This window comes from Nocardia aurea (assembly GCF_003123685.1).
Lineage (GTDB): Bacteria > Actinomycetota > Actinomycetes > Mycobacteriales > Mycobacteriaceae > Nocardia > Nocardia aurea.
Map to the genome: position 1 here is coordinate 1 of NZ_QCYJ01000029.1, position 20,868 is coordinate 20,868.

The window sequence follows — 20,868 nt, forward strand, 5'->3', positions numbered from 1 at the left end:
CGCATCGGTCACCACCTCATCACCCACCCCGGAAGTATCGGACATATTGTGCGGCAGACCAAACCGATACAACAACTCATTCTGAACTGATCTCTAAGTGCGCATGCGGACTCGGTCAAGCGTTCGGAAGAGGCCTGGTCGCGGCGCCTTGCCATCTCGAAGTGTCACCGTCTGTGCCTGTCCCGCTCGGAAGGTGCTGCAAACGTTGCCTCGATGGCTCGGATGGACCACAAAACTGATGAAGTTGTCAAATATGAGAAATAGTTCGTCAGAGATCTTGATGTCTTCGTCACATGATGGAATCATCAAGAAAAAGAAGGGAAGTGTGTATGGAGCGGATCGACGTGCACCAGCATCTGATACCCCCGGTGTATCGAGAGGCGCTGGCTGCTCACGGGATCGCCGCCGCAGGTGGCCGTGAACTGCCCGAATGGGATCCGACCGCAGCGCGACAGATGATGGCCGAGGCGGGGATCGGATCGGCAATATTGTCGATCTCGACACCGGGGACCAGCTTCTTGGCCGATCCCGCCGAGGCGATCGGCCTCGCGCGGGCCGCCAACGATTACACCGCGGGCGTCACGATGGAGGATCCCGATCATTTCGGCTTCTTCGCCACCCTGCCGCTGCCGGATACTCGGGCGGCGACGAACGAGGCGGTGCGTGCCTTGGATACCCTCGCGGCCGACGGTGTGGTGCTTTTGGGCAACTCCGGCGGCGAGTACCTCGGACATGAGAACCAGGACGCGTTGTTCCGCGCGCTCGATGAACGCGCAGCGATCGCGTTCGTGCATCCTGCGGATCTCCCCGGTCCGGTCGTGCCGGGTGTTTTACCTTTCGCTGCAGACTTCCTTCTGGATACGAGCCGCGCGGCATACCTGCTGGTCCGCAACGGCGTACGCCAGCGGTACCCCAATATCCGCTTCATTCTCAGTCATGGAGGCGGGTTCGTGCCCTATGCGGCCCACCGAATGGCATTGGCGATCTTCACTCAGACTGGTCGCAGTCCGATCGAGGTCATCGAAGAATTCGCCAGTTTCTACTTCGATACCGCGCTTTCCTCGAGCGCGGCCGCGCTGCCCACTCTGCTCGGATTCGCCGATCCCGGCCATGTCCTCTACGGCAGCGACTGGCCGTTCGCGCCGGAGCCGGCCGTGCACTACTTCAATGCCGGTCTCGATGAGTACCCCGGTTGCGATGATGCGACTCGAACGGCGATTCACCGGACGAACGCCACAGCGTTGTTCGCCCGCTTCGGCGAGATTCCTCCGGCCTCGCCGAATCCCTCCCTGCTCACCCGTGCCCGGCGCGACGTCCGCGGCCGAGTGTTCAGCGCAGTCGCTCGGGCCGCTAGCAACCGCCGATAGCCAACTCGGTGCATGTGGGCCAGTGTCGATCGAGACAGTCATAGTGGGTCCGAATGCGACCAATTTTTCGGATCCATCGACGCGGCCCTCGGGTGTGCGTGCCGCGCATCTACTTGCGCCGTTAACATCTGCTTCAGCTCGATCGATACTCGTCGACGACTACGAGAGTGCGCGGCTCGGAGCCTTCGGATCGCCGCTGCGACATCTGGGACCGGTCTCGGGCATGCCCCGCTCGGTTGCGGCGGCACAAATCATGCTGGTGGGCGAAGCGTCGAAAAATTGCGGGCAGCAGCTGAACGGGTACGTGCATACGGCGCACAGCCCGATGTGGATGTCGCCACCGTCGTTTCCTCGGCGACCCGTGGGCTCTGGTGGCCGCCATGCTTGCCCGCTACGCGGGAATCGATGTGCCGATCGACAATGCAGAAAGGGTTTTCTCGGCTCGCGCCGAGATCGATGACGACTACGGGCCGAGCTTTACTCTGAACCACCCGGCTCTGCATCTGCGCATCGAGTTGATCAACCCCAACCGGGTGGCCCCGTGCCGGTTCGAGCCGTGATCGCCGTCTGACAGGTCATTGCCATGGTGATCCTGATTTCGAGGAGCTGCGTTCCCGGCACGGGCATTCGAATCCAGGCGGCGGGCCGGGTTCGGCGGTTCGCGCTGAGTCTGTGGTGTCAGATCGGCGGCAATTCGGGTAGCGGTCCGGAACTGAGTCGCTGCGCGGTTCGCTTGTTCATCCCGAACATCCGCAGCATGCGGTGCGTTGTTTCATCGGAGAGAGCATCGGCGTCGACATCGGGACGAGCGTCGAGGAGTTGCAGCAATCCCAACAGTGCCCCACCTGCGGCCATGACGGCCAAGTCGGGGTCCATCGTCTCGAACCGGCCGGCTTCCTGGGCGGCGATGATGTCGTGCCGGGCCCTGGGAACCAGCCCTTCTTCGCGCAGCATCACGCCCATCCCCGAGTTCAGTATCACTCGCACCATCTCCGGGATGCTGCGTTGCAGTCGTCCGGTCATTCGGAAGCTGACGGCGAATACCTCGGCCGGGTCGTCGTAGAGAGCGACGATGGCGTCGCGCATCTCGCTGTAGACCTGCAGTGCTGAACGCACCGCTTCGTCGAACAACTCGTCCTTCGAGTCGAAGTGGTTGTAGAACGAACCGAATCCCACATCGGCGGCATCGGTGATCTCTTGAATGCTCACCGATGAGCGCCCCTCGGACAGGAACTTGCGGGCCGCCCCGAGCAAGGCATTGCGGGTTCGTTCGCGGCGTCGATCCGTCCGGGTACGCGCTATGGGTTCGGCGGTCATATGGTCCTTCCCATCATGAGTGCTCAAATCATAACTGACAACTTGGTCAGTAGCGATTTCTGTTCTCTCGATAGAAACTGAATCCGCCAGGCATCTCATCGTGTCGGTCGCTACAGGTGATGGACTTCGGGAGCAGTCGTGTGAGGGTCGTGACAGTGAGAGCCGCTCTTGTAGAACAGAATTCGGCACCGGACGCGCAAGCTGGCCGGGGTCGCCGGTCGTTCACATGCGCATGTTGCATTCGACCGGGCGCAGGCCGCTGGATTGCGACAGGGTTGGGTGCCCGTCTTCGTGGGCAGGCGGGATCGACGGTGGCGCGCGTTGCGGGCATTCGATGGCACCTCGCCTGCCGTGGGTGGTCGGTCGACCCCGCACCGACGGGGGAGAGGGCAACCGTCGAGCGAGGTGACAGGCGGTGATCTACTGGCTCCTATGGTCACGGAGGCTTACCGGTGCCGGTGCTCGTAGGCGAGCAGTGCGATGGTTGCGCGGCATATCCCCGAGGAGGTCGCCAGATCGAGTGAGGTCAACTCCGTGATTCGGCGCAGTCGATTGTCTACGGTGTTGGGGTGGATGCGCATTTGCCGAGCGGTGCTTTGCCGGTCCATGTCGGTGGCTAGATAGGTACGGACGGTGTCGAGGAGCCCGGGATGGCTGAGGAGCGGATCCAGCAATGTAGCTATCCGTCGGGTGACGGGTCCGCCTCGTGTGACTTGATACTCGATGTCGAGATCTGAGGGTTGGTACAGACCCGGTGCGCGATTGGCTGTTTGGACGAGGCTGAGTAGCTCGTGGGCTTGATCGGCCGCTTCGGGGACCTGGTCGATGTTGCTGGTGATCACGGTCGCGGTGAGAGGGATTCCTGCCGCCGTGGCGAGTCTGTCCATTGTTGTGGGGCAGACCGGGGTGGTGACGCCGGGGCCGAGGGCGACGAGCAGTGTTCCGCCCTTGGCACTGAGCAGGGCGAGCCCTCGTGAGGCGAACACCTCGTCGACTGCGGACTGTAGAGCGCACACTGTGCAGTGCAGGCGGGCCGTTGACGCGGCCGCCGGGACGTCCTCCTCCGGCCGATCGGGGATGGCCAGCGCGACAACCTGGTAGGCGTCGGCGATCGGCCTGCCGGCATGGCGTGCCATCGCTCGGCTGCTTCGACCTGCCAGCAGCGCGGAGGCCAAGTTCTGAGCATTCGAGCGGCCCATGTCAGCGGTGTGGCATTGTCCCGCGACGTATGTTTCTGTTACTTCGGTGGTGATCGCGTTCAGCAACCCGAGCATGAGGTCACCCGCTGTTCTCAACTCTTCCACATCGTGTGACTGTGCCGTCGTACTCACCAGACCGAATGCCATTCGGACTGCCTCGTGGTGGCCCCGCAGAACCATGGTCAGCGGTGTCGCGTCGTGCGCCCACCTGGCAGTTACCTCGCGGATCGCGTCGAATTCCGCCGCATCGGGGACAGCGCGCCGGTCGAGCGTCTCACGGACGAGTATCAAACAGCTTCGGGATACCTGCGTGATGTTTTCATCTATCGAGTTGCCCGACAGCCCAGCTCGGGGCCCCATACGGCTTTTGAAGTATGCGGCCAGATGTGCGGTAACTCGGTCTTGGGCATGGGGCGGGGTCGACGCTGCGTGCCCGTTGATACGCAGTCTCGACTTCGACGAATTCGCGGACAGATCCGTCGCGGGAAGTGTCATGAAATGTTGCTCCCATCCCGTACAGGCGAAACATGGTGCGCCCGAGTGACTCGAATGCCAGCTACGGTGCTGCCCCGACAATTCGATGTTGCTCATCGGCTTTCCCGACGAGTGAGCCGTGAGGAATGGCCTGGCGAGACCGGCATGCGCCCGGCGAGGCTGTCGCGGCGGTTTGTTTGACTGGTGGTAACACCGTTCGTGGAGACCTACATCCGGAGGTATCCGATCTATCGGTTGACTGACTCGGCAAGGCGGGGTAGCTGCTTGAGCGGGTTGAGGTGTTCGATTTCCATGCGTTGCTCGGCGTCGAAGATGTCGCTCAGTCCTGGTGCCGGGTCGTGCTTTCCGGTTTGCGGCAGAGTGGCAGCGCTGAACGGCCAGTCGGAGCCGAAGACGATGTGGTCACGGCTGGTGACTGCCAGGACGCTGGCCATGGCCGCGGGTGAGGCGCTGAGTGCGGTGTCGTAGTAGAAGCGTGAGATCTGGTTCTTGATATCGAGGATCGAGGGTGCGGGTAGACCATCGGGCCACAACTCCCCGACCACGGTCTGAGACGCGACGCCGATACGGTGCGACAGGAAGGGCAGAGTGCCGCCGGCGTGAGCGAGTTGGAAGCGGATGTCAGGGTAGCGCTGAGTCAGACCGGTGGCCATCATCATCGTGGCCGCCCGAGTGGTGTCGAAGGTGAATTCTTCGATGAAATCAGGTAGCGGGAGTTCGGGTTTCGATTCGGCGGGAATGGCGGCGGGATGCACGAAAACAAAAGTTCTTCGTTGATTCAGGGCGCTCATCAATGCTTCGAAGCGCGGGGCGCCGAGATAGACGCCGTCGTATGCCGAGAGCAGGACCACCCCGTCCAGTCCGAGGTCGTCCAGTGCGTAGACGGCTTCATCGATCGAGGCGTCGATGTCGGGCAGGGGGAGGACGGCGAAAGCGCCGAACCGGGTGGGATAGGTTTTGAACAGTTGGGCGGCGTAGGTGTTGCAGTAGCGTGCCATGTCTTTGGCTTCTTTGCCCCGCAGGTACGAGACACCCGGATCCGAGATCGACACTGCTTGGGCTTGGATCCCGTAGTAGTCCATGAATCCGATTGCCTCCTCGGGAGACCAGCTCGGGGTCGGATAGCCGCCGATGGTGTGGTGGCCGTGCTCGAGCAGCGAAGTCCGGTAGTCCGGCGGTAGGAAATGCGCATGCAGGTCAATGCGGTAGGTACCGGTCGGCGCCGACTGCCGGCGAAGCAGGACCGGGCTTGCCGCTGTGGGGGCGGCTGTCGAGAACGCGCTCAATCCGAGGGTTCCGAGCGTGGCGGCCCCGAGCAAACGGCGTCGACTCGGCCCGCTGGCGACAGCAGAAGGATGGGCAGTCATGGATGTCGCTCTCTGGGAAAGGTGGCATGCGGATTCAATGGTCGGCCACGGTTTTCGCGTACCGGGGGCACGTCGAGGCGAGAAGATCTGCATCGCCGGGTAAGGCAGATCCGGTGCCCGCGTTGAAGCGGGGCAACCGGCCGGTCAACGGGTGCGATCGATGGTCAGCGTGCCTGTGCGCGCAGGTCCAGAGCTATGTCGACGAGCATGTCTTCCTGGCCTCCGACGAGGGCTCGTTTGCCTGCTTCGTTGAGCAGAGTGCGGACGTCGACGTCGTAGAGGGCCGATGCGTTTTCGGCATGACGTAGAAAACTGGAGTAGACCCCGGCGTAGCCCAAGGCCAGCGTTTCGCGATCGACTTGTACGGGGCGATCCATCAGGGGGCGCACGAGATCGTCGGCGGCATCGCTGAGCGTGTCGAGGTCGGCGCCGTGTTTCCACCCGGTCAGATCGGCGACGGCGACGAATGCTTCGAGAGGGGTGTTTCCGGCACCGGCGCCGAGACCGGCGAGCGAGGCGTCGACGCGGGTCACACCTTCTTCGACCGCGACGACACTGTTGGCTACCGACAGCGACAGGTTCTGGTGGGCGTGGATGCCGATCTCGGTGGTGCTGTCCAGACGATCGCGGTAGGCGCGTACACGGTCACGTACGCCGCCCATGGTCAGCCGTCCGCCGGAATCGGTCACGTAGACGCAGTGAGCACCGTAGGTTTCCATCAGCTTGGCTTGGGCTGCCAGACCCGCTGGGGTGTTGAGATGGCTCATCATCAGAAATCCGCAGACGTCCATACCGAGGTCGCGGGCGTATTCGATGTGTTGAGCGGAGATATCGGCCTCGGTGCAATGTGTGGCCACGCGCACGGACCTTACTCCCAGGTCGTAGGCGCGGCGCAGATCCTCGATGGTGCCGACACCCGGCAGTAGCAATGTCGTGAGGCGGGCATTGGTCAATGCGCCCGCCGCGGCCTCGAGCCATTCCCAATCGGTGTGGCTGCCCGCACCGTAGGTGAGGCTACCCCCCGCCAGGCCGTCGCCGTGGGCGACTTCGATCGCATCGACCCCGGCGGCGTCGAGCGCGGTAGCGATGATCGCGACCGTATCCGGGGTCACGCGGTGGCGCAGTGCGTGCATGCCGTCGCGCAGTGTGACGTCTTGGAGGAAGATCTCGGTCATCGCAATGCCTTTCCGGCGTGGGCGATCCGTTCCGCGACCCGCAGTGCAGCGGAAGTCATGATGTCGAGGTTGCCGGCGTAGGCGGGCAGATAGTGCGCGGCGCCTTCGACTTCGAGGAATACAGATATCTGGTGTGTCACCGGCTTGTCACCGACCAGGGTGCGCAGAGCGGCATCGGGTGCGAGCGGGGTGATCTGTATGTCCTGTTTGAGTCGGTATCCCGGAACATAGGTCGAGACCGTGTCGACCATGGACCGGATCGAGGTACGGATCGCTTCGGCGTTGTCGCCGTCAGCGTCGTCGACCAGGGCGAGAACGGTATCTCGCATGATCAGCGGCGGTTCGGCTGGATTGAGCACGATGATTGCCCGCCCGCGTTGCGCGCCACCGACTGCGGCTATGGCGGTACTCGTGGTCTCGGTGAACTCGTCGATGTTGGCGCGGGTACCCGGGCCCGCGGATTTCGAGGCGATCGAAGCGACGATCTCCGCATACGGTACGGCTGTGACCTGACAGATCGCGGCCACGATCGGAATGGTGGCCTGTCCTCCGCAGGTGACCATATTGATGTTGGTCTCATCCAAATGGGCATCGAGGTTCACTGCAGGCACGACGAATGGCCCGATCGCGGCGGGTGTCAGGTCGATGAGCCTCTTGCCGTGAGGTGCCAGTGCCTGCGCGTTGGCCAGATGTGCGCGTGCGGAGGTGGCGTCGAAAACAATATCGATGTCATCGAAGCCGGGCATTTCGATAAGGCCGCGCACTCCGCGGGCGGTGGTGGGGACACCGAGCCGCTCGGCTCGCGCCAATCCGTCGGACTCGGGATCGATGCCCACCATCGCCGCCATCTCCAGGGTGTCCGACAATCGCAGCACTTTGATCATCAAGTCGGTGCCGATGTTGCCGGATCCGATCACGGCGACCTTTGTGCTACTCATTCGGTTTCCTTCCAGGTGAATTCGACGGTGCCTGCGATGCCGAGATCAGCATGAACATGTGAGCCGGGGTACAGGGGTGCCATTGGGCCGAGCGCGCCCGAGAGCACGATCTCGCCGGCGCGCAGCGGTTCGCCGAACGTGCGCGCGGTGCGGGCCAGCCAGGCCAGCGCGTTCAGGGGATCGCCCATGCACGCTTCTCCGGCGCCGGTGGAAGCGAGGGCGCCGTCGATCGACATCTGCATCGTCACATCCACTGGATCGATGTCATCCAGGGACCAGGTTCGGGCGCCCAATACGAACCAGCCACTGGACGCATTGTCGGCTACTGTGTCGCCGAAGCTGATGTCCCAGTTCTCAATTCGGCTATCGACGATCTCCAGGGCGGCGACTGCGTGATGCACCGCCGCACGGACGGTAGTCGCGTCGAGCCTGTCGGAATCCAGGTCGGAGGCAAGGATGAAGGCTATCTCTGCTTCGACCTTGGGCTGCAACAAGACAGGACGATCCGCGACAGGAGTGGTGGTGACGTCCATATCCGCGAACAGGACACCGAAGTCGGGCTGGTCCACGTCCAACTGCTTTTGAACGGCAGGAGAAGTCAGGCCGATCTTGCGGCCGACGAGGCGTGCGCCAGAGGCGAGTCGGCGCGCGGTGCCGAGTTGTTGCACGGCGTATGCCAAGGCGACGTCGTCACGTCCGATGAGGTCACGCACGGGAGAGACGGGCACGCCCGAGCGCATGGCGTCGGCGAGGCGATCCGCGGCGCGGTGAGCTGCCCACGGGGCGGTTTGCAGAGAGGTCATCGTGTCTCCTCGTAGTTGGGGTCCGTGCCGTCACCTCGATCGGCAGACGCATCGGCTACACCGTGCATCGCGGCGTCACCTTGCCGCGCCTTGCGCGGAATCGGGGGCGTTCCCAGCCGTGACGGTTGTGTCGAAGGCGTAGCGCAGGTTCGCGTCGGCGGTAGGGCTCCGCACGGAAGTGAGGCCGAGCTGACCGACCAGTTCCTTGACGAGGGTGCTGCCCTGCGTCGCCGTCGCGGTGCCGAAGACGTAACGGTCCGGCCGTAGCAGTAGCATTCCCGCAGATCCGACGCCTGCCTTGCCCAGCCACTTGGTCAAGGCCCCGGTGTGGTCTTCGATGTCGCTGTAGTCGTCACCGCTGCTTCGCCCGTCGCCCGGTTCGCCCTGAGGGCGCCCACCGAGCGGATAGACGGTGACGAATCGGGTTCCCAGTGCCCGCAGGACCGCGATGTCCTCGGGTTCGAGAACCGCACGGGGATCGACGCCGCGGCCGATAATGGCGAATTCCAGCCCGAGTACGTCATCGAAGCGCAGACGGTGCCCGTCGTAGGTGCGTACGTCCGGCTGCGGAGCGAGGGTACCGGCGCTGCCTCGCAGGCGTGGTCGCGGCAGGCCGAGGTAGGCTCCGCGCCGAAACCGTGGCCGGGGCTTCATTTTCGCGCCGCGGATCCATCCGGCCAGGCCCGGCACGCGCAGCGCGGTGGTGAGTCCGACGTCGCGTGCTGCCGCGATCAGCCTGTTATCGATGGAGACGATGTTCTTGTTGAGTACCGACAGGTCGATCATTGCCTTGGCATGTGGACGGCGTTCGGACTCGTAGCTGTCCAGAATTCTCAGGTCAGCACCGTGTTTGATGATCGCGCCGAGTTTCCATGACAGATTGTCGGCATCTCGGACGCCGGAGTTCATACCTTGGCCGATGAACTGTGGCGTCATGTGCGCGGCGTCACCGGCGATCAGGATACGACGGTCGCGCCACCGGTCGGCGACGACGGCGTTGAAGGTGTAGACCAGTTTGCGCAAGACCTCGACCTCGTCGGGATCGACGAAACGCGCGAGGTAGCGGCGAACGGTCTCAGGCTCTTCCATCTCTTCTTTGGTTTGCGATTCCGAGAGCATGAACTCGAATCGATGGTGGCGGTCCGGTTGAGGGCACGACACGATCGGTAGAACCGGGTCGCAGACGAAGTTGAAGTAGGGCAGGTGCCGAAACGCGTCGATACCGTCTTTGGCCTTGAGGTCCACCACGAGCCATCGTTCGGGGAAACTGGTGCCGTTCATGTCGATGCCGAGGTTGGTGCGCACGATACTGCGACCGCCGTCGCAGCCCACGAGGAATTTTGTTCGGACTCGTTCGGTGGTGCGCGGATCGGTGTCATGTGAGCTCTTGCCGTATCCGGTGCCGCGGCATTCGACGTGTTCGACGTTGACGCTTTCGTTGTTCTGGTCGAAGTCGAGGACCTCACGACCGCGTCGTACCGTGACATGCGGGTATCGGTCGAGGGCGCGTTCGAGGGTGTTCTCCAGGTACGGCTGGTAGAGGAAATTGACGACCGGCCAGCCCAATGGGCGGTCGGTTTGATGGAATTGGGCCAACACGCTTCCATCGCCGCGCACCCACTGGACCGTGGAATCGATGTTCATGTCCGCAGCCAATTCGTCTGCGGCACCGGCGGTCTGGAAGACCCGCATGCCTTCGTCGTCGGTGTAGACCGCGCGTGCCAGTCCGTAGTACTCGGGTTCGCGCTCGAGCACCAGAACGCTGACGCCGCGGCGGCCCAAGAGGTTGGCCAGGGTCAGACCAGTCGGGCCGAGTCCCACGATCACGACGTCGTAGTCGAATGCTGTCATCGTTGTACGCTTCCGGTGAGTTCGGTAACTGTGAATTCCGGGGTGCGGGCACTCCGCGCGATCTGGCGGACCTGGGCAAGTTTGTCCAGCACTGATTCATCGACGGTGTTGTGACCCCAGATGCTGATCCTCGGGTAAGTGCAAGGTTGCCAAGCAGATTCGCGCTCAGGAGTAATCACGACCGGGTTCCAACCGACTTCGAGTTCGAAACCGGACGGGGTTACGCAATAGAACGACAGTTCACGATCATTGGTGTGCTGTCCGACAGACCACGCCATCCGAAATCCGAGCGCGGTCACCCGCTCGAACGAGTCGAGCATGTCTTCGAGCCTGGCGGCCTGGATATTGACATGTTGGACGCGAGTACGAATAGGGTCGATTTTGATGCCGCGAATGTTCGCGATGGCGATCGAATGGTGACGTTCGTTGACACGAAGGAACCGAATTTTCAACTTCAGTCCGGAGATGTTTTCGTCGCAGTAGTCGGTCAGCCGCGAGTCGAATAGCGTGTGGTAGTAGCCGCGCATCGCCTCCGGTTCGCGGGACACGATCGCAACGTGTCCCATGCCGGCCTCGCCGGTCACCCAGCCGGAGTTGAGCATGCTCAGTGGCTCGACGGCAGTGACGGGGGTGGTGAAGATCTCGGTGGCGATCCCTTTCGGGCCGGGGAATCGCCACAGCCGCTCCACCCCACGCAGCGCGGTCTGCTCTGCGCTGCCCTCTTCGATCGGGACCCCGCGGTCGCTGACTCGGGCCAGGATGCGATCGAAGGTCTCATGGTCATCGATCTGCCAGCCGATCGCTGTGATGTCCTCAGCCGATCCGGGCTGGATCAGAAATCGGCAGGTGTGGTCATCGAGCCGGAACCGCAGCGAATCATCGACGCGATCGACATGCAGGCCGATCGCGTCGGCGCCGAAACGTCGCCAGTCGTGCAGACGCTGCGAATTCACCACCAGATAGCCCAGGTGCACAGACCCGAAGACCGAGCCGTCGGTGTTCGGACCTGAGAACGTGGTCATGAGGATGCTCCCGCTCCCAGGAACGACTCGGCGAGACCGTTGAACAGTTCCGCGTGCTCCCACTGCACCCAGTGACCGGTGTTCGACGCGAGGTAGACATCGCAGTTGGGCATCCGGTCGGCGAGCAGCCGGGCGCCCGACGGGCGATTCACCTTGTCCTCGGTGCCCCAAACCACCAGTGTGGGATGTGTGACGCGGCGCAGCCTGGAATCGCGAGTGAAGTCCATTCGCCACAGGGTGCGCAACGCGGTCAGTCCGGACGGTCGTCGCAACGGCGGGTTGGCCACCACTTCCGGGTCGAGACTGGCCAGATACCTGCTCTCGATCATGTTCTCACTGATGGGGCTGGCGTCGTAGACCAGATAGTCGCGAATGAAGGTCGCCACTTTGTCTCGGCTGGGTCCCTCGCCTCCGTAATAGGACAGCAATGCCTGCAGTCCTCTGGTAGGCAGGGCGCGCGTGGTACCGACACCACCTAGACCCATCAGTATCAGCCGGTCCACCTTCTCGGGCCGGTCCATGGCCAGTCGCAGTGCCGCGGCAGCGCCATAGGAGTTGCCGACCAAATGCGCTCGCGGTATATCCAGCGTGTCGAGTAGGCCCCCGACCGCTGCGGCGAGATCTCCGAACGGATCCGACTGGTCGATGCGTTTGGTGGAACGCCCGTAACCGGGCATGTCGGGGACTATCACACGGAACTTGCGCGCCAAGACTTCGATATTGCGGGAATAGTTCGACCTCCCCGAAGCGCCGGGCCCGCCGCCGTGCAGCAGTACCGCCACAGGTCCCGAGCCGGTATCGGTGAAGAAGATGTCCCGGTCGCCGACGCGAACCGTCCGCCCGCCATCGACCACGTTGTCTGTGCTTGTCATGGCTACCTCCACTCAGATGATGATGAAATCATCAGCCATAGCCATCTGATCTGTCAAGCATAAATGATGAAATAATCAGATAGTGAGGCCGGGCTGTCTCTGGACCGCCAGGTCGGCGCCGATTGTTGCGTTGCAGAATTCTTCGAATGCGTAGATACCGGCACGAGCTCACAGGCGCATATGCACCGGCCGGGTACGGCCCGGGGAACCGGTCGGTGCGGAGGCGGTGGTTGCCGAGATGCGCGTGCAACGCGGCAACAGCCTGCCCGGTCGAACGGTCACAGCGCCGGGGCGAGGTGGTTCGGGCCGGTAGATTGATGTTTCGAGTACGTCACCGAGTCGACGGTGTGCTCCTCGCGGGTGAGCGGTGCCGGGTGCGGCGCCTGCTCGCCTTCTCGGGCCTGCCGGGGCAGTCATGCACTCCGGCAGGCCCGAGCCACCGCTGTGTCCCGCAGCCCGGTTATTCCTGCTGTGCAGGTCGGGTTGTACTCGACTCGGCGTTCGTATCGGGCGAGGTGGGCCGGGTGTGGTCGTAGCATCGCGGGGGTGTCACCGACTTCGCCGCTGCCGTCGTTTCGCCGCTCCACCTGGAATCGTGCCGCTGTCCCGCATATCCGGGTCCCGACCGCACGGGCAGTCGTGGACTGCGCGGTCTATGTCGAGGGCCTACGCCTGCCGGGCCGGTTCACCCATGCCCAAGCTCTCGCGGCGGTGCGTGAACGTGGTGCCGGGTTCGTGTGGATCGGTTTGCACGACCCCGACACCGAGCAGATGAACGAGATCGCCGAAACCTTCGCGTTGCATCCGCTGGCTGTCGAGGACGCTGTGCAGGCTCGTCAACGTCCGAAGCTCGACCGCTACGACGACACCCTGTTCCTGGTGATGCGGACTGTGGCCTATGTCGAGCACGATCTGCACAGTGTCAGCGAGATCGTCGAGACCGGGGAAATGCTGATCTTCATCGGCGCCGACTTCGTCGTCGCGGTCCGTCACGGTGAACACTCCGGGCTGGCCGGGGTGCGCCGTGAACTCGAAACCGACCCCGCACGTTTGGCTTTGGGACCCGGGGCAGTGGTCCACGCGATCGCCGACTACGTCGTGGATTCCTATATCGAGGTCACCGCCGCGGTCGAACACGACGTCGACGTGATGGAGGAAGAGGTGTTCACCCCCGGTTCCCAGGTCGCGATCGCCTCGATCTACCAACTCAAACGCGAAGTCGTCGAACTGCGCCGCTCCGTAGTCCCTTTGGCCCTGCCGCTACAGACTCTCGGCAAACCCGAGACACCGCTGCCGAAAGAAGTGCGCCGATACCTGCGTGATGTGGCCGATCACCACACCGCGGTCGCCGAACGCATCCACGACTTCGACGACGCGCTCACCGCGCTCATCAGCGCGGCGCTGGCCAAGACCACGCTGCAACAGAACACCGACATGCGCAAGATCTCGGCGTTCGTCGCCATCGCCGCGGTCCCCACCATGATCGCCGGGATCTACGGCATGAACTTCGAGCACATGCCCGAACTACGCCAGGTCTGGGGCTACCCCGCCGTCCTGACCGTCATCTTCGCGATCTGCACAGCCCTGGTCGTAGCGTTCCGCCGCAACCACTGGCTCTGACAATCCCGGCGAACCGAGGCGGGGTCGGGCACCGAATCGTATTCGAGCACAACCGCACTGGTTTCACCGGCACGGGGACCTCTCGGCTCCGTGACGTGGGCTGCGCTGGCAAGGACGGCGGTGGCAGGAGGCCCCGGGATCGCGTCGACCGCATAGAACGGTCCCGGCGGTTCTCACCGGGACCCGGTAAGGCCCCCGCGTGGTTGAGACAGCGATAACCGGGTAGATCGTTGGTGGGTGCGTCATGAGGCGATGACTGCCCGGTGAAGGAGTCGGTGCCATGTCCGCACCACGGGGACATGACCTCAGACGTTCACCACGGGCCCGTTCTGTCCCACGGGGACGAGGACAGAACGGACACCCCGTGCGGGCGCGAAGCATTCGGTCACATCCCCGACCATCCGACACCCGCGCTCCTGCCGCCGCACGGGAGGCCGAAATCTGGTCTTGCAGTGCAGCACCCACCGAGTTCGGGACCGATACAGTAATAGCGGCCGGGAGGTTTCCCGGCGCGTGCCCTGGCTGGTGACTGTCCTGCCAGCCCGAGTGCGCGGCTCCACCGCACTGTCCAGGATCCGGCAATCCCCCAGAGGGGTGGAGCCCTCAACACCGCACCCGCGGCACACCAGGCACCAGAGTCCGTGCACGGCAACGTCGATATCAGGCACGCCACCCTCTGACCCGAAGCGAGGGCTTGCGCCACCTGCCCCTTCACAGACCGCAGCACGACCCCGGAGCAAGCCGATGCCCGCCGCGGTCAGGGACAGACCCGCGACCGCCGGGATGCTGATATCGGCGATTGCACGGTCTCATCAGAACCTGATCTCGGGTTACCTCCGCCGTCGCGTCGGTCCGTGTCGACAATCCGCTGCTGCCACGGCGGTCCGACCCCGGGGCGGTCAGCCGTCCGGCGAAGGCCTCAGGTTCCCCCGATGGCCGACCTGAGGCATTGCGATGTAGCAGGTTGTGCGCGGAGCGAGCCCGGCCACCGCGGGCCGACGGCGCGCAAGAGGGCGGTGGCGGGCCCGAGGGAACCGGAAAGCCCGCCACCGCCACCCGCACGCCTGGCAGGACCGGGCAGGAACTGCCAGCGGTACGGGCCTCAGGATTTTCGAGGCGACCGCGAGCCTATCCACCTGCGACATCAGCGCGGTTACAACTGTGGAACGTTCATCCGAGAACGCGGTCACTCCCGAGCAGGGTCAGGAATTCCTCGACCACGCCGCCGAATATTTACCGCGACCGATCATCCCAACCCCGGTCGGCATCCAGCCAGGCTACGGCTCCGAATCACCCTGTAGGCCCATCCCTCGCCCCGTGACAGAGCCGCCGCGGGAACACCGAAGGTGTGCCTGTTTGGGGGATATCGGGCTGTCGAGACATCGGGTCGGGGAAACCTCCGTGTCTCGGCGGCCCCACCCATCGACCAGAAAATGTCCTTCGCCCACGCGATATCGGCACGACGAACTCACCGACCTCGATACCCTTCCCGCCGACCACACCTGGACCACCGTCGGCACGGCCCTGGCATGAGCCGCCAAGGCGCCCTGAACTGGTGCACCCGCCGAAGCGGCGACCGACGCACCGCCGCCCGTCTCGACGACCTGCCTGGACACCGTCGATAGGTGGTCTTATCGGTGGCGGTAGGCGGCGAGGCCGCCGAGGTCTTCGTTGGCGATGAACACCGATCCGACGTGGAGGATGGCTTCCTCGACGTGGTCGGGGCAGCCCCACGCCGAGTCGCCCCACGAATCGGCGATTTTGATCTCGGCCGGTGCGGTGCAGCCGCCGGGTCCGCCGATCTGGCAGTGCTCGGGGTGCGGTGTCGCGGCTTGGACGGCGGCCGCGGCGCGTACTTGGGCGGTGAGTTCGGCGGCGGCGGTGGCGCGTTGTTCGGCGGCCGCGCGCAACTCGTGTTCGGCCTGGAGCGCTTGGGCCAGTTCGGCGCGGGCGGCTTCGGCGTGTGCTTCGGCTTCGGCTTTGGCTTGTTCGATGTGGTGGCGTTCGATGGCAAGCGACGCGGTGTCGGCGAAGATGCGGGCCAGGGCGAGGTCGCCCTCGTCGGGTACACGTGGGCTGCGGTGGTACATGGCGAAGGTGCCCAGCAGTGCCCCGTCGCGGGCCAGGATCGGGGTCGACCAGCAGGCGGCGAGCCCGGCGCGGTCGGCCAGTTCACGGAAGTCGTCCCAGAACGGGTCGGTGCCGATGTCGGTGACGATGACCGGTTGGCGTCGGTGGGCGGCGGTGCCACACGAGCCGACTCCTTCGCCGGTGGCGATTCCGTCGATGGCCTGGTTGTAGAACTCGGGCAGGCTCGGCGCGGCGCCGTGACGCAGGTGCAGCCCGTCGGGGTCTGCGAGCAGCACCGAGACCAGTACCTGCTCGGGTGCGAGGTCTTCGATGCAGCGCGCCATGCCGTCGAGCACGTCGGCCAGGGGTGCTTGGCGGGCGATCTGCTCCAACAGGGCACGCTGTTCGGCGATCAACCGCTGCGCGTGTTTGACCTGGGTGGTTTCCACGCCGATCATCCGGACCCCGGCCACGGCGCCCTCAGCGTCTCGCAGTGGTTCGTAGGTGAAGTCGAAGAAGGCCTCCCGGGCGTGCGCGCCGGTGCCGAGCACGACCGGAATATCACGGCCGGTGTGAGGCACACCGGTGCGATACACCCGATCCAGCACGGTGATGACACCGTGGCCGTCCGCACCGGGTATCAGTTCGGCCAGGTGGACCCCGGTGCGCGGTTCCTGTTCACCCAGCGCGGCGAAGAACGCCGGGTTCGCCGTCTCCAGCAGATGCGACGGACCTGCCAACGACGCGAAAACCGCGACCGAGTGGCCGAACAACGCCCGAAGGTCCTGTTGCGTCGAGTCCTCGGCGACAACGTGATCCGCGCCGGTGAACCGCTGGCCTGGTGCCGCTGTCATGGTGTGACTCGCTTCTGTTCTCGGGTGAGGTTCGTCCGGGGCGGGTGACCATCGACGCAGAACGCTACTGGGATCGGCTCGGTAGAGGAACACGGGTGCCCTGAGTGTTAAGGGTCAAGGATGTTCGCGGGCGGTGGTCGAACCTGGCACGGGCAATGGGCGATACCCGCGTCTGAGGGAACCTCTGCCGACCCGCACGAGCCGGCCCGTGACGGGCTGTCGGCCTCGCAGACGCGCGACCCGAAAGTGGGACACACCCGAGATCCACGGCAAGGTTCTCGCCGAGATCACTTTCGGATTCTGGCGCTACGTCTTGACCGCACCTACCAGCCCACCCTGTGGGCGCCCTCGTTGCGCCGCGCTATTCCCGGTCTGCGGCCTCCACGCCGGGACAAGTCGATGGGGTAGGGGCGGTGCAGGAACCGCCTGAGCGAGGGCTGCGGCGCCTGTCAGGTGCCGCTGTCTATTAATTTCTACTGCCGCAATTCCGGAGACACCGCCCGTGCTGGCCGAAGCCGACGTCGAGGAAGTTCTGCTGGCCCGGTCCCTACGCATGCCGCTGGAGCTGGGTCGGCGCAGCGGAACCCCCTTGTTCGGAGATTCAGTCGGTGGTGGTGAGGCGTGGCGTGGGGATGAGGTTGAGGTCGGCGGTGGCGGTGCGCAGGTCGGCGGGCCAGATCCAGAGCCGGTAGACAGGGTCGATATCGAAGTAGTCTTCGGGGCCGTGCAGGCGGCGGGTGCGCAGGTCGGCGCAGTAGCGTGACCGCCACCCGTATCGGTCGGTGGGTTTCTCGCCGGCCACGATGTCCGCGGCGATGCCGTGCAGCTTTTCCGCCGCTCGATATTCGTAGGCGGGCATCGTCAGCGCCTCGCTCCAGATGCCTTTGTTCGCGGTGACGGCGTTGGCGGCGGCGTCGAGGAACAGTGGCAGGTCCAGTTCGCCGGGGATGGAAGGGTAGATGACGAACGGCGCTGCCCAGCCCTCGGCGACGAGGTCGAGGTTGAACGTGGACCGCTCGGCGCGGGTCATGCTCGCGCGTTCCTTGTCGGAGTAGTTCGGGGCGAGGTAGGCCAGCAGACGCCCGTAGTTGTCGAACGGGGCGTCGGCGGTGCGTACGAACACGCTGCGATCGGGGCCGTGGGGTCGGTCCAGGCGGGCGGCCATGTTCGCTTTGGAGAACGCCGAGGCGGCCTTGCCCTGCTGGAAGTGCAGTGTGCCGGCGTTACCGGTGCCGATCTTGGGGATGAGGTATTCGGCGAAGCGGCGGGTGACAGGCAGATCGGTGCGGTCGCGCAGCCATTGGGCGAGTTGGGCGAATTTCTCGTCGACCCTGGCCGCGCCGGCGGGGGTGTCGGCGGTGGTTTCGGGAGTGTCGATCGACAGCATCCGGATCGCGATCGCCAGCTTGGGGGAGTCCCCGTCGCTGGTATCGGACTCCACCAACGGTTTGGCCCCTCGCGAGGGCACCGTCACTCCCGCCGGGCTCCACAACACCTCGATCGGATCAGCCATGCCCCACCATCCCCTTGTGTTGGCGCGGCAATAGCGAAGCATGCCGCGGTCGCGCCGATCCTAGAACCCCGCCGTACCCACGAGTGGGACCTTCACCACGAATTCACCATGACGGAATCGGCTCGAGGCTCATTCCGGAGAGGCAGCCATGATGATCGCCAGCAGTGGAAGTGTCCGTGCGCCGGGCACTTTGTAGCGGTTGCCCTGTACGCGGGTGAGCCACCCGGCTCGAACCAGAGTGGTGATGTGTGACCGGTCTGCTCCGTCGGGATTCAGTTCGACGGTGGGTTGCGAGGAACCCAGGACTTGCCGGACCAGTTTGAGTCGGCGGCTGTGTCCGAGCGCGGAGAGCACCTTTGCCCGGTTTTCCCACGGATGGGCCACGGTGACAGCAGGCGGGATTGCGACCTCCCATTCGCTTTTCGTACCGTTGGGCAGGTCAACGATCCCCAGGTAGGACACAACACCACTCGGTTCGAGCGTGAGGTTCCTGAGCATGGCGAGTCCCGGGTATTCGCGGTCTATGGCTCTGCGGCGTTGGAGAAGGACCGGAATGACGGCGGAAGCGATCAGCCCACAGATACCGGTGAACATACTGACAACACTGGCGATCCGGTCCGCCTTTCCAGTCCTTGTCGACGCATGAGTATCGCCAACGCGATCAGTCCCAACGATCCGAGGAAACTCCCGGCCACTATCCAGCGCTGCACAGCAGACAGTATCGCGCTGCGAGAGCTGAAACCTACAGGTGAACAACAGGTTCCCTGTCAACCCACCATTCCGGAGGAACCGCTGCCTCGGAAGCCGCTGCCTGCCAATCGGCAGGCCCGTCGCGGACCGAACTGCGGCTTATGCCGCGATATCGAACAGGGGTCAGCACCGGTTGCCCCTGCGGCCCTCAGTGCGGCGCCTTAGTGGATCGTGCAGGCCGGGCCGATTTGTTCGGCGACGGACGGTGGTGCGAGCAGCATCTGTGGCAGTGGCGGTAGGTGCGCGACCAGTCACCCCTCTGGCTGGTCGGCGGCGGCCGTATCGTTTGCCATTCCGCCGTGTGCCACGCTACGGACTCGAGTGTCTCCGACATCAAGCCGGTCCATTCCCGTCGAAACGTCCAGGTTCAGCCGGTCAGACCGTGACCATATATGTACGTCTTTCCACAGTCCCTCGGGTAAGCGTGCCGAGTTGACCGCCGTCTACTGCGACCGGCTCGAAGGCTTTCGAATTCTGCATTTCAAACAGCACTATCGAGCTCGCTGGAATTTGGTTGTCAGATTAGTTAAGGCGAAGGTCATGGGGTGGGGTAGTGTGCCAGGAACCTCGGCCGAGGACCACGGCTCAGGTAGCCGGGCATATCGGATTACTAGACGAACAACAGATCGGCCGAGAAATGGACCCTGCCGACCACGCCCAAGCCCAGGTCTTCCTCGATCTGCTGGCAGCTCAGGCGAAAACATTGAGGCGCGATCTGGCACGCACCCCCCGCGACAGCCCGGCCGCGCGTGAACTCGAATACGAACTACGGACCGTCCAGCGGTTCATCGCCCGCCTCGAGAGCCGGTTTCCTCCAGCACGGCGAGCAGATCAATCAGTGGCATCGGTATCCCCGGACCGCAGGCCCAGGCCGCGGTGACCTGTTGGCACCGAGCTGCGCCCGGCTCATCGTCGGGGTCTCTGCGCACGGTGAGCCACTCATCGCTGCCGAGTCAATGGACCGATATCGACCGTCCGCTCCTGACGGCCCGAACCGCTGTCGACGAGCCCGGACCGGAACTCGATCCTTATCGGCCATTCACCGTTTCGGGCCAGGGCAGTCCGCACCTGGCAACGGATTGATGCGTTGCGGTCATTGGGGTGCCTCGTGATCGGGATCAGGACGTCCATGGTGCCGGTGCGACGCTCGCTCATTTATAAATGATCGCCATAACTGGTCAGTTGCCTATTCGACACGCGCTGACGTATCGAGGGCGTTGCCCGCTGTATCTGTCTTGGGTCACCGGGCGATCCCGTTCGTTTTCGTATGCGAAACTCTGCCGATGGGAACCGAGAAGGTAGCTGTGACCGAAATCAAGATGGGTGACATCATCCAAGATCCGGCGGGCACCGACTACTGGAGACGAGTCCAGGATCTCGGCTATGACACCAGCAGCAAAGACGACGGCTCCGGCGAGTACTGGAAGCTGCACGTCTTCATCGGCCCGTTCGTCACCCCCGACACCACTGCTGACGGCCTCGGTAACCAGCCCGGATTCGATCGATATATCTTCCGTGAGGACGAGCAGGTCACACGCAGGACCTAACTCCGCCGTCTCAACGAATTGATCCCTGCCACTTCGGGTGTCTGCCAATAGGGTGCGGTGGTGTCGATCATTTCGTAGTGTGAGATCAGCTGTATGGCAGTCGTTTTC

The 20,868-nt window shown here is 64.0% G+C and carries 17 protein-coding genes; 4 read left to right on the forward strand and 13 right to left on the reverse strand.

Features of this window, described 5'->3' with window-relative positions:
- The first annotated feature begins 329 nt into the window (after positions 1 to 329).
- Both DAT37_RS10525 and DAT37_RS10530 read left to right on the forward strand, forming a co-directional pair.
- The gene (locus DAT37_RS10525; protein WP_109524576.1) at positions 330 to 1,367 is read left to right on the forward strand and encodes an amidohydrolase family protein; all 1,038 of its coding nucleotides are present in this window, start codon (positions 330 to 332) and stop codon (positions 1,365 to 1,367) included.
- 380 nt (positions 1,368 to 1,747) lie between these two features.
- Positions 1,748 to 1,927, forward strand: coding sequence for a hypothetical protein (locus tag DAT37_RS10530; protein ID WP_157978392.1), 180 nt, complete (start codon positions 1,748 to 1,750; stop codon positions 1,925 to 1,927).
- A 118-nt stretch (positions 1,928 to 2,045) separates the two neighbouring features.
- On the opposite strand, the gene DAT37_RS10535 is transcribed toward DAT37_RS10530, so the two are convergent.
- The 9 genes from DAT37_RS10535 to DAT37_RS10575 all read right to left on the reverse strand — a co-directional run bounded on the left by DAT37_RS10535 (position 2,046) and on the right by DAT37_RS10575 (position 12,406).
- Positions 2,046 to 2,783, reverse strand: a complete 738-nt coding sequence (locus DAT37_RS10535; RefSeq protein ID WP_232839658.1) for a TetR/AcrR family transcriptional regulator — start codon at positions 2,781 to 2,783, stop codon at positions 2,046 to 2,048.
- A 347-nt stretch (positions 2,784 to 3,130) separates the two neighbouring features.
- Positions 3,131 to 4,474, reverse strand: a complete 1,344-nt coding sequence (locus DAT37_RS10540) for a PucR family transcriptional regulator (protein ID WP_232839659.1) — start codon at positions 4,472 to 4,474, stop codon at positions 3,131 to 3,133.
- 131 nt (positions 4,475 to 4,605) lie between these two features.
- The gene (locus DAT37_RS10545) at positions 4,606 to 5,838 is read right to left on the reverse strand and encodes an amidohydrolase family protein (RefSeq protein ID WP_232839660.1); all 1,233 of its coding nucleotides are present in this window, start codon (positions 5,836 to 5,838) and stop codon (positions 4,606 to 4,608) included.
- Between the two features lie 71 nt (positions 5,839 to 5,909).
- Positions 5,910 to 6,920 (reverse strand): 4-hydroxy-2-oxovalerate aldolase, encoded by a 1,011-nt coding sequence (gene dmpG / locus DAT37_RS10550; protein ID WP_109524581.1) that lies wholly within the window; start codon positions 6,918 to 6,920, stop codon positions 5,910 to 5,912.
- Positions 6,917 to 7,858, reverse strand: coding sequence for an acetaldehyde dehydrogenase (acetylating) (locus tag DAT37_RS10555; protein ID WP_109524582.1), 942 nt, complete (start codon positions 7,856 to 7,858; stop codon positions 6,917 to 6,919). Before DAT37_RS10555 ends, dmpG begins: the two co-directional genes overlap by 4 nt.
- Complete coding sequence (locus DAT37_RS10560; RefSeq protein ID WP_109524583.1) at positions 7,855 to 8,661, reverse strand: 2-keto-4-pentenoate hydratase; 807 nt, start codon at positions 8,659 to 8,661, stop codon at positions 7,855 to 7,857. The genes DAT37_RS10555 and DAT37_RS10560 overlap by 4 nt, the downstream gene beginning before the upstream one ends.
- A gap of 75 nt (positions 8,662 to 8,736) precedes the next feature.
- Positions 8,737 to 10,512: a bifunctional 3-(3-hydroxy-phenyl)propionate/3-hydroxycinnamic acid hydroxylase MhpA gene (gene mhpA / locus DAT37_RS10565; RefSeq protein WP_109524584.1), complete on the reverse strand. Its 1,776-nt coding sequence runs from the start codon at positions 10,510 to 10,512 to the stop codon at positions 8,737 to 8,739.
- On the reverse strand, positions 10,509 to 11,534 hold the full coding sequence (locus DAT37_RS10570) for a VOC family protein (RefSeq protein WP_109524585.1): 1,026 nt from the start codon (positions 11,532 to 11,534) through the stop codon (positions 10,509 to 10,511). Before DAT37_RS10570 ends, mhpA begins: the two co-directional genes overlap by 4 nt.
- Positions 11,531 to 12,406 carry an alpha/beta fold hydrolase gene (locus DAT37_RS10575; protein WP_109524586.1) on the reverse strand — a complete coding sequence of 292 codons (876 nt, stop codon included), beginning with the start codon at positions 12,404 to 12,406 and terminating at the stop codon, positions 11,531 to 11,533. Before DAT37_RS10575 ends, DAT37_RS10570 begins: the two co-directional genes overlap by 4 nt.
- A gap of 546 nt (positions 12,407 to 12,952) precedes the next feature.
- Here DAT37_RS10575 and DAT37_RS10580 point away from each other — a divergent pair.
- Positions 12,953 to 14,026 carry a magnesium and cobalt transport protein CorA gene (locus DAT37_RS10580; RefSeq protein WP_109524587.1) on the forward strand — a complete coding sequence of 358 codons (1,074 nt, stop codon included), beginning with the start codon at positions 12,953 to 12,955 and terminating at the stop codon, positions 14,024 to 14,026.
- Between the two features lie 1,631 nt (positions 14,027 to 15,657).
- Here DAT37_RS10580 and DAT37_RS10585 read toward each other — a convergent pair.
- The 4 genes from DAT37_RS10585 to DAT37_RS10600 form a co-directional block, all read right to left on the reverse strand.
- Positions 15,658 to 16,950 (reverse strand): GAF domain-containing protein, encoded by a 1,293-nt coding sequence (locus tag DAT37_RS10585; RefSeq protein ID WP_109524588.1) that lies wholly within the window; start codon positions 16,948 to 16,950, stop codon positions 15,658 to 15,660.
- Positions 16,951 to 17,551: 601 nt separating this feature from the next.
- Positions 17,552 to 18,463 carry a thermonuclease family protein gene (locus DAT37_RS10590; RefSeq protein ID WP_109524589.1) on the reverse strand — a complete coding sequence of 304 codons (912 nt, stop codon included), beginning with the start codon at positions 18,461 to 18,463 and terminating at the stop codon, positions 17,552 to 17,554.
- A 129-nt stretch (positions 18,464 to 18,592) separates the two neighbouring features.
- A complete protein-coding gene (locus tag DAT37_RS10595) occupies positions 18,593 to 19,057 on the reverse strand; it encodes a hypothetical protein (RefSeq protein WP_109524590.1) in 465 nt (154 codons plus the stop codon).
- A gap of 1,095 nt (positions 19,058 to 20,152) precedes the next feature.
- Positions 20,153 to 20,368, reverse strand: a complete 216-nt coding sequence (locus DAT37_RS10600) for a hypothetical protein (protein ID WP_109524591.1) — start codon at positions 20,366 to 20,368, stop codon at positions 20,153 to 20,155.
- A 149-nt stretch (positions 20,369 to 20,517) separates the two neighbouring features.
- Here DAT37_RS10600 and DAT37_RS10605 point away from each other — a divergent pair, with 149 nt between their 5' ends.
- Complete coding sequence (locus tag DAT37_RS10605) at positions 20,518 to 20,760, forward strand: hypothetical protein (protein WP_157978393.1); 243 nt, start codon at positions 20,518 to 20,520, stop codon at positions 20,758 to 20,760.
- Positions 20,761 to 20,868: the final 108 nt, after the last annotated feature.

Coding starts and splice junctions, on each gene's coding strand:
- DAT37_RS10530 (WP_157978392.1), top strand. CDS start 1,748: ATGCTTGCCCGCTACGCGGGAATCGATGTGCCGATCGACAATGCAGAA.
- DAT37_RS10595 (WP_109524590.1), bottom strand. CDS start 19,057: ATGTTCACCGGTATCTGTGGGCTGATCGCTTCCGCCGTCATTCCGGTC.
- DAT37_RS10590 (WP_109524589.1), bottom strand. CDS start 18,463: ATGGCTGATCCGATCGAGGTGTTGTGGAGCCCGGCGGGAGTGACGGTG.
- DAT37_RS10555 (WP_109524582.1), bottom strand. CDS start 7,858: ATGAGTAGCACAAAGGTCGCCGTGATCGGATCCGGCAACATCGGCACC.
- DAT37_RS10535 (WP_232839658.1), bottom strand. CDS start 2,783: ATGAGATGCCTGGCGGATTCAGTTTCTATCGAGAGAACAGAAATCGCT.
- DAT37_RS10575 (WP_109524586.1), bottom strand. CDS start 12,406: ATGACAAGCACAGACAACGTGGTCGATGGCGGGCGGACGGTTCGCGTC.
- DAT37_RS10570 (WP_109524585.1), bottom strand. CDS start 11,534: ATGACCACGTTCTCAGGTCCGAACACCGACGGCTCGGTCTTCGGGTCT.
- DAT37_RS10540 (WP_232839659.1), bottom strand. CDS start 4,474: ATGAGCAACATCGAATTGTCGGGGCAGCACCGTAGCTGGCATTCGAGT.
- DAT37_RS10545 (WP_232839660.1), bottom strand. CDS start 5,838: ATGCAGATCTTCTCGCCTCGACGTGCCCCCGGTACGCGAAAACCGTGG.
- DAT37_RS10600 (WP_109524591.1), bottom strand. CDS start 20,368: ATGAGCGAGCGTCGCACCGGCACCATGGACGTCCTGATCCCGATCACG.
- mhpA (WP_109524584.1), bottom strand. CDS start 10,512: ATGACAGCATTCGACTACGACGTCGTGATCGTGGGACTCGGCCCGACT.
- DAT37_RS10560 (WP_109524583.1), bottom strand. CDS start 8,661: ATGACCTCTCTGCAAACCGCCCCGTGGGCAGCTCACCGCGCCGCGGAT.
- dmpG (WP_109524581.1), bottom strand. CDS start 6,920: ATGACCGAGATCTTCCTCCAAGACGTCACACTGCGCGACGGCATGCAC.
- DAT37_RS10525 (WP_109524576.1), top strand. CDS start 330: ATGGAGCGGATCGACGTGCACCAGCATCTGATACCCCCGGTGTATCGA.
- DAT37_RS10585 (WP_109524588.1), bottom strand. CDS start 16,950: ATGACAGCGGCACCAGGCCAGCGGTTCACCGGCGCGGATCACGTTGTC.